The 9,730-nt window shown below is 40.3% G+C and carries 13 protein-coding genes and 1 pseudogene; 10 read left to right on the top strand and 4 right to left on the bottom strand.

The genetic code is table 11. The features are described 5' to 3' along the window. The 10 genes and pseudogenes from V6C71_04840 to V6C71_04885 form a co-directional block, all read left to right on the top strand. A partial coding sequence (locus tag V6C71_04840; GenBank protein HEY9767822.1) for a hypothetical protein occupies positions 1-675 on the top strand: 675 nt, incomplete at its 5' end. A gap of 9 nt (positions 676-684) precedes the next feature. Beyond that, complete coding sequence (locus tag V6C71_04845; protein HEY9767823.1) at positions 685-915, top strand: toxin-antitoxin system HicB family antitoxin; 231 nt, start codon at positions 685-687, stop codon at positions 913-915. A 304-nt stretch (positions 916-1,219) separates the two neighbouring features. Beyond that, the gene (locus V6C71_04850; GenBank protein HEY9767824.1) at positions 1,220-1,513 is read left to right on the top strand and encodes a nucleotidyltransferase family protein; all 294 of its coding nucleotides are present in this window, start codon (positions 1,220-1,222) and stop codon (positions 1,511-1,513) included. After that, positions 1,510-1,638 carry a hypothetical protein gene (locus V6C71_04855; protein HEY9767825.1) on the top strand — a complete coding sequence of 43 codons (129 nt, stop codon included), beginning with the start codon at positions 1,510-1,512 and terminating at the stop codon, positions 1,636-1,638. The genes V6C71_04850 and V6C71_04855 overlap by 4 nt, the downstream gene beginning before the upstream one ends. 260 nt (positions 1,639-1,898) lie before the next feature. Beyond that, entirely contained in the window at positions 1,899-2,447 is a 549-nt protein-coding gene (locus V6C71_04860) for a recombinase family protein (protein HEY9767826.1), read from the top strand. Continuing rightward, complete coding sequence (locus tag V6C71_04865) at positions 2,440-3,921, top strand: Mu transposase C-terminal domain-containing protein (protein HEY9767827.1); 1,482 nt, start codon at positions 2,440-2,442, stop codon at positions 3,919-3,921. The genes V6C71_04860 and V6C71_04865 overlap by 8 nt, the downstream gene beginning before the upstream one ends. Beyond that, positions 3,914-4,750: an AAA family ATPase gene (locus tag V6C71_04870; GenBank protein ID HEY9767828.1), complete on the top strand. Its 837-nt coding sequence runs from the start codon at positions 3,914-3,916 to the stop codon at positions 4,748-4,750. The genes V6C71_04865 and V6C71_04870 overlap by 8 nt, the downstream gene beginning before the upstream one ends. Positions 4,751-4,861: 111 nt before the next feature. Beyond that, on the top strand, positions 4,862-5,458 hold the full coding sequence (locus V6C71_04875) for a recombinase family protein (protein ID HEY9767829.1): 597 nt from the start codon (positions 4,862-4,864) through the stop codon (positions 5,456-5,458). Between the two features lie 198 nt (positions 5,459-5,656). Then, positions 5,657-6,070, top strand: a pseudogene (locus V6C71_04880) (recombinase family protein). Next, entirely contained in the window at positions 6,056-6,268 is a 213-nt protein-coding gene (locus tag V6C71_04885; protein ID HEY9767830.1) for a helix-turn-helix domain-containing protein, read from the top strand. Before V6C71_04880 ends, V6C71_04885 begins: the two are co-directional and overlap by 15 nt. A 136-nt stretch (positions 6,269-6,404) precedes the next feature. Here V6C71_04885 and drmC read toward each other — a convergent pair whose 3' ends face one another. The 4 genes from drmC to V6C71_04905 are packed head-to-tail and all read right to left on the bottom strand — an operon-like array spanning position 6,405 to position 9,511. After that, positions 6,405-7,196 carry a DISARM system phospholipase D-like protein DrmC gene (gene drmC, locus V6C71_04890; GenBank protein ID HEY9767831.1) on the bottom strand — a complete coding sequence of 264 codons (792 nt, stop codon included), beginning with the start codon at positions 7,194-7,196 and terminating at the stop codon, positions 6,405-6,407. Positions 7,197-7,229: 33 nt separating this feature from the next. Further along, positions 7,230-8,906 carry a DUF1998 domain-containing protein gene (locus tag V6C71_04895; GenBank protein HEY9767832.1) on the bottom strand — a complete coding sequence of 559 codons (1,677 nt, stop codon included), beginning with the start codon at positions 8,904-8,906 and terminating at the stop codon, positions 7,230-7,232. 6 nt (positions 8,907-8,912) lie between these two features. Then, positions 8,913-9,068, bottom strand: a complete 156-nt coding sequence (locus V6C71_04900) for a hypothetical protein (protein HEY9767833.1) — start codon at positions 9,066-9,068, stop codon at positions 8,913-8,915. Between the two features lie 23 nt (positions 9,069-9,091). Next, positions 9,092-9,511 carry a hypothetical protein gene (locus V6C71_04905; GenBank protein ID HEY9767834.1) on the bottom strand — a complete coding sequence of 140 codons (420 nt, stop codon included), beginning with the start codon at positions 9,509-9,511 and terminating at the stop codon, positions 9,092-9,094. Between the last annotated feature and the right edge of the window lie 219 nt (positions 9,512-9,730).

A 9,730-nucleotide genomic window follows, 5' to 3' on the forward strand; every position in this document is an offset into this window, starting at 1 on the left:
CCGCGATTGGCATATCATGCACGGGCTTCGCTACGAGAGTTTGTCGGTAAACAATGGTTAACCTACCTCTTAATTGAACCGACTATTTCTTGGCGATTAAGAATTCGTCACAGCGATCTGATCTTTGATGGCAAGAAACAATTTAGAGCTTCGGTCATCTTCGGCAATTTGAAACCAGGACCAACTCAAGTTCTATTTAGTCGTAGATTGGTTTGGGGGCGTTTTGTTTATATTTGTGCTTTACGTTTAGACAATGGTGAATTACTGATTGTTGTCTCTGGCGATTCTCCATCAACAGCTATTTCTGACTATGGAAAACGGTGGGGCATTGAAACTTTGTTGGGAATGTTTAAAACCAGGGGATTTTGTCTTGAGTCTACTCATTTTACTAATTCGCAGCGATTAAGTAAGCTATTAGCTTTGATGTCTCTAGCTCTGTGCTGGGCAATCAAAATGGGTGAATGGTTGCATCAACATCAACCCGTCAAAGTAAAGAAGCATGGAAGATTGGCTAAGAGTATTTTTCCTTATGGTGATGAAGCGGATAATCATTTAGTAGAATTAGCGACCGCAGGTAATGCACAAATAATTGTGACTAAGAATGTTAATGATTTCAAGCGATCGCAATTGTTGTTTCCTCAAATTAAAATTCTCAAACCTGAACAAGTAATCTAGGAGGTATTTATGGCAGCTTTTATGGTTCGCATATCGGATGATAAACACGAAAGACTTAAAGAATTAGCCAAAACTAGAGGGATGAGTCTGAATAAGTTAATGGAAGAATTAAGCACTATTGCCCTAGCAGAATTCGACGCAGAAACTAGATTTAAAGCGATGGCAGCCCAAGGAAATCTCGAACGCGGGATTGCTCTTTTAGACAAGCTAGATGCTCATTTTGGCGATTGTAAAGAGTAAATTTATTAGTAATCAATAATGAAACTTTCCCTAGATTGACAAACGCTTATCCAGTCAGCAAGTGAGATAACTATGAGTTAAATTAAAAACAATTGGTAAAGAGAATATAATCAATTCGCTCTCAATGTCGCTCGACGTTCATGATACGGTGTGTCAGTGCTTTTGTAATGAGTTGGAGTTAAGATAGCCGTCGCACTTCGATAAAACCTGAAAATTATTCTGAAATTAGATTACTGTTATTAACAGCTTGCCCAAAGTGCGAAGCTAGAATTAGAAATAAAAGTAAATTTGTTAAAACTAGGCTATGAAAGTTAAACAACTACTTCAACAAAAGCGAGAAGAAATTTTAGCAATCGCTGCAAAACACGGGGCTTGCAATGTGCGGGTTTTTGGCAGTATCGCTAGAGGTGAAGAAACCTCAACCAGCGATATTGATTTTTTAATCGATTATGACCGAGCGAAAACTAGCCCTTGGTTTCCTGGTGGTTTGCTAGCAGATTTAGAAGATTTACTAGGTTATAAGGTCGATATCGTCACCGAAAAAAGTCTCCATCAACTAATACGCGATCGCATTCTTAGCGAGGCTGTACCGCTTTGAAAGACGACTTCGCCTATCTTAAATACATCGCTGAAGGGATCGAGCGCATCGAACAGTACACGGTAGAAGGAAAAAAGACGTTTATAGCTAACTCGATGATTCAGGATGCTACTATACGTCTGTAACTTTCAGACATTAGTGGCGTAAATTCTTTAGAGATATTTGGCGCAATACAAATTAACTGTTATTGGTTGTTTTTGATTTGAGTGTGGCACTAAAGCATATGCGAAGGGGTATCCTTTAGGACTAGCTGCGCGTCGCAAAACTTGAAACTTTTGCCACAAAATCGGCGCTCGCGGTTTTACTTGTTGCAAATGTTCCTGGCAAAAGCATATGATTTATGCACTATGTTTTGCAACAGATTTGACCAAGGGAGATCCTAAAATTGAAAATCGGTTACGCTCGCGTTAGTACAAATGACCAAAATCTCGATTCGCAAATTTCTTTGCTCAAAGAAAATGGTTGCGAAGAAATTTTTGAAGAGAAAATTTCAGGAGCGAAAAAATCTCGTCCCGAATTAGAAAAGCTTCTGAGTCAGATCCGTAAAAATGACACTTTGGTAGTTTGCAAACTAGATCGCCTAGCTCGTTCAACCCATCACCTATTAGAAATAGTCGAAACCCTACGAGAGAAAAAAGCTGCTTTTTGTTCCCTTGGAGAACCTTGGGCAGATACCACTTCCCATGCAGGGAAAATGATTATGACCGTCTTTGCAGGTATTGCCGAGTTTGAGCGAGACTTAATTCGCGAGCGTGCTAGCGTAGGACGAGAAGCAGCCATGAAGAGAGGGGTCAGATTTGGTCGTCCGAGAAAACTCTCCTCAGAACAAAAAGAACTAATTCTAAAATTGAGAGAAGAAGGTAAGTCGGCAACCGAGTTAGCTAAAACCTTCAATGTAGACCGTTCCACCATTTATCGTTTATCAAATGTCTGAATCAAAGAGTGATTCATTACCAAACCTTAGCGAACTACCAGAAAGTTCAAGAGCAATAGCTTGGGAACGATATCAGCTTTTACGCCCTCATCTAGAAGACTCCGTTCCTCTCAGCCAAGTAGCAAAAGAGGCTGAAATTCCCTTCAGAACCGCCCAGCGTTGGGTAGCCAACTACAAAAAACTAGGGTTAGCTGGATTATGCCGTAGCAAGCGCAAAGATAGTGGTACTTATCGAGTAGTAGACCCTCAAGTTAAAAAATTGATTGAAGGGTTAGCCCTACAAAAACCCCCAAAGAGTATTGCGAGCATTCACCGTCTGGTCAGGGATTGGTGTATTCGTTCTCAAATATCTGTTCCTTCTTACAATACTGTTTACAGCATCATTGGCGATCTTAACCCTGGTTTATTAACTCTAGCTCACCAAGGAACAAAAGCTTTCAAGCAAACATTTGAATTGCTCCATCGTCATGACGCAGAGAAGCCAAATGCTATCTGGCAAGCAGATCATACCCTGCTAGATATCTGGATCAAAGATGAAAAAGAACAGCCAGTCAGACCTTGGCTTACAGTGATTATGGATGATTATAGTAGAGCGATCGCGGGATACTATATTTCCTTGTCTGCACCCTCTGCTTTACAAACAGCATTGGCTTTAAAACAGGGCATTTGGCGGAAAAACAATCCTGCATGGCATATCTGCGGTATTCCAGAAATTCTTTACACAGATCATGGCAGCGATTTTACTTCTCATCATATAGAACAGGTTTGTCTTGACCTCAAAATCAGACTGATATTCTCCACCATTGGCGAACCCAGAGGTAGAGGAAAAATCGAGCGATTCTTCAGAACAGTCAATCAACTACTGTTAGCCAAATTACCAGGCTATGCACCGCCAGGACACAAATCACCCAATCCAGTTCTGAATTTTAATCAACTCGAACGGGAGTTTGAAAGCTTTTTACTGGAATATCATCAAGCAGAACACAGCCAAACATCTGAAGCTCCCCAAAAACGCTGGAACAAGGGGGGATTTCTCCCACAACTGCCAGAATCAATCGAAAAACTAGATCTGCTGCTGCTGACTATTAGAGATACAAGACGTATTCGACGAGATGGCATTAAATTCCAAGGCTTGAGATATACCGACCCCTTATTGGCAAACTATATCGGCGAAGATGTCAACATTCGTTATGACCCCAGAGACATGACGGAAATCAGAGTTTATCACCAGAACAAATTTCTCTGTCGTGCTATCTGTCCCGAATTATCTACAAAAACCGTTACTCTCAAAGAGATTAAGGCTGCTCGCAACCAAAGACGCAAACAACTCAAGCAGCAGATTAAAGATAGAGTCTCAATTGTCGATGCTTTAATGGGAAATCCCCAATCATCCTCGAATGCTAATTCAACTCCAGAAACAATTAAGAATAGTCCACCCCCCAAGCACAAGTTAAAGCTGTATTTTAATGAATAATTTCGATTCTATTGACGATACTAAAGCATTCTCCGAACAACAGTCATTCATTGTTACTAAAGAATATCGTCGGTTCGCTGAATTTTGCGATGCTTGTCTGAGAGAACAATATATTGGCTTGTGCTATGGTTCTCCTGGCGTGGGAAAAACCCTTTCAGCCCGTTATTACACCAAGTGGTTTTTCTTGGAAACTAGACTTCAACCTCATCTGCCCTATGCTCCTCTGCTCCCAGAACTCAAAGATTGTGACAAATTATTTTATACTGCTCCTGTTTCTAGTCCTCCCCGATTAATTCGTGAAAATATCAGGAGTCTGCGAGTGGAGTTAGGACGCTTCAACTCAGAATTTTCCGTCCCTGGTCAACAAGATGTCCCTGCTTATGCAGTGGCAGACCATTGTAAACTGATTATCGTTGATGAAACAGAGCGTCTCAGTCTTACCGCCATTGACCAGTTGCGAGAAATCTATGACCGTGGCGATATAGGCTTAATTTTTATTGGAATGCCAGGATTGGAGAAAAAACTATCTCGATATCCTCAACTTTACTCCCGTATTGGTTTTGCCCACAACTATCGTGCCTTAAGCCGAGAAGAAATGAGATTTTTGCTTTCTCATTACTGGGAGCAATTTGGCTTGAGTCTTGACCCTAATGATTACACTGATGACGAGGCTGTTGCTACCATTTCACGGATTACCAATGGTAATTTTCGTCTGCTCAATCGTCTCTTCAGACAAATTCAGCGTGTGATGAAGGTCAACGAGCTTAACTGTATCACAGCAGAAGTAGTAGAAGGTGCCAGGGAATGTCTGGTTATTGGTACTGTTTAGAGACAAAGTGGTGAATTATTAAACTATTAAAAAGCGAGTTACTGTTTAATTAATCAAAGTTTAGAATACTTGGTGAATTAACCATGAGATAACTAAACTCCACTATTAAAGATGTTACTTGGCTACGCTCGTGTTAGTACAAATAAGGAAAACTTCGATTTACAACTCGATGCTTTGCGCGAACATGGATGCGAGAAAATATTTACCGATACAGTAAGTGGAGCAAAGGCTATCCGTCCTGGTTTAGATGAAATGCTATCTGAGGCTCAAAGTAAGGATATTATTGTTATCTGGAAATTAGACCGCTTAGGGCGAAGTCTCAAGCATCTGGTTGAATTGGTGGCTGAGTTGAATCAACGAGACATTGGTTTAAGAAGCCTCCAAGATAAGATTGACACTACCAATTCTGAAAAAAAGCTCGTATTAAATATCTTTGCTTCCCTGGCTGAGTTTGAGCGAGAAATAATCCGTGAACGAACCAATGTGGGACTAACTAATGCCAGAGCTAGGGGAAGATTAGGCGGGAGAAAACCTGGACTAAATGAAGAGGCATTAAAAAAAGCAAGAATTGCTGAGTCTTATTATTCAGAAGGAATGCCAGTGAACGAAATTGCTAAGAGCCTGAGTATTTCTAAAGCTACGCTCTACAAGTATTTGCGGTTTCGGGGTGTAGAAATTAGTCCCTATAAAAAAACTCACGGCAGTTGATTTGTATTGCACCACATAATCCTAAAGATTTTACGCCCTTTAATTCTAAAAGCTACATTTCCCACAGATCGGGCGAGCGCCTCAAAATTCGTCATTCTGATTTTCGGATATTGTACATTATTGTTGTTTACCTAATCAAAGTATATTATTCTCTTTAATAGATTTAATAGATGAGTTTAGTAAACAATCTTTGATAATATGTTCCTTGGTTATGCTCGCGTGAGTACAAAAGAGCAAAATTTAGATTTACAGCTTGATGCTCTGCGTTTGCATGGATGCAAAAAATTTTTTACCGATACTGTTAGTGGAGCAAAAACTGCTCGTCCTGGTTTGGATGAAATTTTGAAAGAAGCGCGACCAAAAGATGTAATTGTGATTTGGAAATTAGATCGCCTAAGGCGATTGCGGAGCTAGCCGTAGGCATCGCTCAAGCACCTAGTCGAATTAGTAGCAGAACTAAATCAAAGAGATATTGGCTTGAGGAGTTTGAACGATCCGATTGATACGACGACTCCTCAAGGGAGATTGGTGTTTAATATTTTTGCTTCTTTGGCTGAGTTTGAACGAGAAATTATCAGAGAAAGAACTAATGCAGGATTGGCTGCTGCCAGAGCCAGAGGAAGAGTAGGCGGACGCAAACCAGGATTGTCGCAAGACGCTCAAAGGAAGGCTCGTATTGCCCAATCTTATTATGAAGAAGGAATGCCCGTTAATCAGATTGCTAAGGATTTAGATATTTCTAAAGCTACTCTTTATAAGTATCTGAGATATAGAGGGGTGGAGATTGGAAAATATGGAGAAAAGTCATAATTTAAACTCCTGCTGGCAATTGTCTTTTCACAATACCTATTAATCTTCAAAAAGCATTTCCGTAAATACGATTTTCTGTATTCATATAATTACGGAATTAAAGCCGATAGGATAAGCATCACACATATTTAGGATCTTATATTGAGATTAATATACCTTGCCCAATTAAGTCTTCCATTTGCCTTTTTACCTGGTTGGCTAGCTGGCTACTTTGAATTAAAACGCCCATTTCCATATTGAGTGTAAAAGCATACTCAGTAAGGTTTGCACTAGTGATAAATAATTTATGAGAATCAGCGATCGCGGACTTAATATGTAAAGAGCCATATCTACCTTCACTATCTACAGGTCTATTGTGTTTTGGCCAGATAAACACTTGTGCTTGCTTGATAATCTCTTTGCCCAAAGCCTGTTTAATGCCAAAAGGAATTTTGTCAGCAACTTCAGGGCTTTCAGCGATTAAGCGTACTTTCACGCCTCTGTTTAGAGCTTCTATTAATGCTTGAGCGATTTCAGGAATCTTGTAGACAGCAAAGCTGATCAAGGTTAATTCTGCTTCGGCTTCTTTAATTAGTTGAAGTAAAACCCGATCTGTTCTCCGCAATGGAATTTGTGTCACCTCTGGACCACTCCAAACTAATTCAGCATTAATTTCTTGACGACTTTGTTTTACCGAATAAGCAGAACTCATTAAAGCTGTAGCTAAAGAGGAACTATTCCAATCAGGATTTTCTTGCGCCCAAAGATCGAGCAATTCACTAACTGAACGACGAAATTTAGGTATTGAAATTTGACTTAAAATACGATTTTTTAAGGATTTATTAGAAGTTGAGTCATCATTGAGAAGTATCTCTACTAAATTTTCTAATAGTGATGGCGGTAAAGAACTTACTATAAAGTGAATTTGTGCCAATAATTGGCTGGTCATTGTTTAAATAGGATAATTGAGATTTTATTGGTTTTAAGATTCACTTTTGAAAAAAGCAAGATCGTCTTTAGTTACTGTAGGAACTAAAACAGAACGATCCAGTAATTTGTTTCCCCGTTCACAGGAAGTTTCTGGGGCAAATAAGCAGGAGTGACAAGCCGACCAGTGAAGGGAAGGAGTTCCCTCATCAGGTATATGCTCGGCACATAAAGGATCTGCCGTACATATTTTCATTTGCTCAAGAGCTTGATTGATATGATACCCAAGAGTTTTGGCTTCTCCCAGTTTAACTAGTCCACCTAATGTTCCTTCACTGTCAGGGGCAGCAGTATAAATAAGTAGTCCCGCTTGGGAGCCATGTTCGGCTTCAGAAGTTTGAGAATAAATTCTTTCTCTAAGACTAGCTGCGCTATAGCCACATTCAAGAGTTAACTGTCGTATCAAAGCATGAGTAAATGAATGAATTAGCATATATCGCATTCCAGAAAAGGGAACTTTATCTACTAAATCTGGATTGCGGACGTTGAGCCATTGTTTTTGAGCTTCTCTAGTACGAATGGCTTGCTTAGTAATCTCTGAGCTATTTTCCCAGGCTCTAATTAACTCCTCTTCAAACTCTAAAAATATTCCTTCTCCTTTGATTTCCGTGGCAGGAATCCATTTAGGAGGTTTCCTGCTGATAGGAGCTAGAGATTGCTCTGTTTGATTTTCTAAATCTCCTAACTCTCCTGGTGATTGAATACGGGTAAATCCAATTAAAGCTCTAACTTCCCTTAGCTTATGGACAAGAACAATTTTCTTGAAATATTTTTCATATCCTTCTGGGGGCGTGGTTGGTTCTAGACGAAAATCAGAATTATTTTTGCTGGTATCGGCAAGAGAAAACACTTCCCACTCAGGAGTTTTAAGGTCTTGATGTTGCTCGTCTTCTGATGATTGTTTTTGAGCTTCTATCGCTTTCCAGATTTCTGAGGTAGGAAAAGAAGCAAAGTCTTGGAGTTGTCCCGATGCTTGAAGAATCGGCAGAAAATTCTCTAGTAATTCTTGGCTTTCTAGCTTACCGAGCATTGCCCAGTTTTTTTCGACTAATTCGGCTAACTTGTTTGACCCCTTGGGAATTGATAATGCGGAAAGAGTTGCCGAGAACCAGCTATTTGATGCTCCAAGCAGAATAGTCTTCATTTGTTGTTTGCAACTGTCATCAAAATTTCTTAAGTGAGGATGACGACCCCGACACCCAGGCATATTTTGTTTACCCTGACTACCAAAGGCATCAGATAGCATTCGACTTTGCTCGCACTTATCGCATTTAACTTGAATATCGCTAGGAGTTCCCGATAAACCTAGTTCAAATAATCGTAGAGAGCCATCACAATCGCTATTTTCTTTGTGAACAAAGTATCGCCAGGGAAAATCATCTAGATGACCCTTATCGCAAGCTACTTGAAACTTAACGGGAATGACATTAGGAGGTTTAATTGCTTTTCGACAATTTTTGTGTTGATATCGAGTTTCCCCAGGACGATAGGCATTGTGCTTTAGTTCAAATAGGCCAGAATTAAGAGATGCCAGTAATTTGCATTTAGGACACAGCATCCAGTTGGGAAAAGGTGCGACGGGAATACCAATGTTGGCAGCTTCATCAAAAGGACTTTTAGCAGCTTCTTCTGGTAACGGTGGTAGACGGAGTTCTTTAACCTGTTTTCCCAAACGCTTTTAAACCATCGAGAGCAATCTGGGTTCTGTCAACTCTCTAGTACGCGATCGCTCCCAATCTTCTAGCCCCATAACAATTACAGCAAGATTGGGCAAATCGGCGATCGCGCCAATGCCATAGGTAAAAAGTATCTGACTAGGGCGTAATTCACCCACTCTGTATCTCTTATAGGACATAACTAAGATTGATTACTAAAAGGTTGGGGCAGGGGAGAATTTTCTTCGCTCAGGGGCAAATCGTTTAAAATTAAGCTAATAGTTGGCTCAACATTACGTAGAGAATTTAAGCAGGTAAAGTCATCCCATATTCCTTGCCCTGCGGGTTTAATTAAATCGATCGCCGTACCGTCTGTGCTGGATACTCGATATTTCAGGGTTGTTCCCTTTTCTAAAGAGCTAATACTACTAAGCCAGCGGTCTAGTTTTACTTCCAGTTCGTTTTTTAAGCGATCGCTAACTGCTCTCCCTTCGATTTGTTCGGCTCGTTCAATAATTGTTTTAATTGCCTCTTGAATATAAGGATGATTGCGTTCAATTTTGCCCGCTCTATCATTGCCATTAAATTCTTCTCCCGCCAAGCGAACTAAAGATACTAGCAAGGCGGTTAATCCCCGATCTAATGCACCAGAGGCAAAAGGAGTTACCGAAAGAGCTTCGACGTGCTGATAAAAAGTGCTGTGTTGACACTCCCCCGATTAAAAATCAGGGGATTCTTGGTTCAGCGATTTGACTTACCCTCGCAGGTGTTGCCACCAACCAAGATAGAGGTCGAATCTCCCCAAGCGTTTAGATCTAATATTTCATTAGACCAGCTTCCG

This window comes from Coleofasciculaceae cyanobacterium (genome assembly GCA_036703275.1).
Classification (GTDB): domain Bacteria; phylum Cyanobacteriota; class Cyanobacteriia; order Cyanobacteriales; family Xenococcaceae; genus Waterburya.

Excerpts from the sequence above, each read along its gene's own strand:
- V6C71_04865 (HEY9767827.1), top strand. The coding sequence starts at position 2,440 with ATGTCTGAATCAAAGAGTGATTCATTACCAAACCTTAGCGAACTACCA.
- V6C71_04845 (HEY9767823.1), top strand. The coding sequence starts at position 685 with ATGGCAGCTTTTATGGTTCGCATATCGGATGATAAACACGAAAGACTT.
- V6C71_04875 (HEY9767829.1), top strand. The coding sequence starts at position 4,862 with ATGTTACTTGGCTACGCTCGTGTTAGTACAAATAAGGAAAACTTCGAT.
- V6C71_04850 (HEY9767824.1), top strand. The coding sequence starts at position 1,220 with ATGAAAGTTAAACAACTACTTCAACAAAAGCGAGAAGAAATTTTAGCA.
- drmC (HEY9767831.1), bottom strand. The coding sequence starts at position 7,196 with ATGACCAGCCAATTATTGGCACAAATTCACTTTATAGTAAGTTCTTTA.
- V6C71_04870 (HEY9767828.1), top strand. The coding sequence starts at position 3,914 with ATGAATAATTTCGATTCTATTGACGATACTAAAGCATTCTCCGAACAA.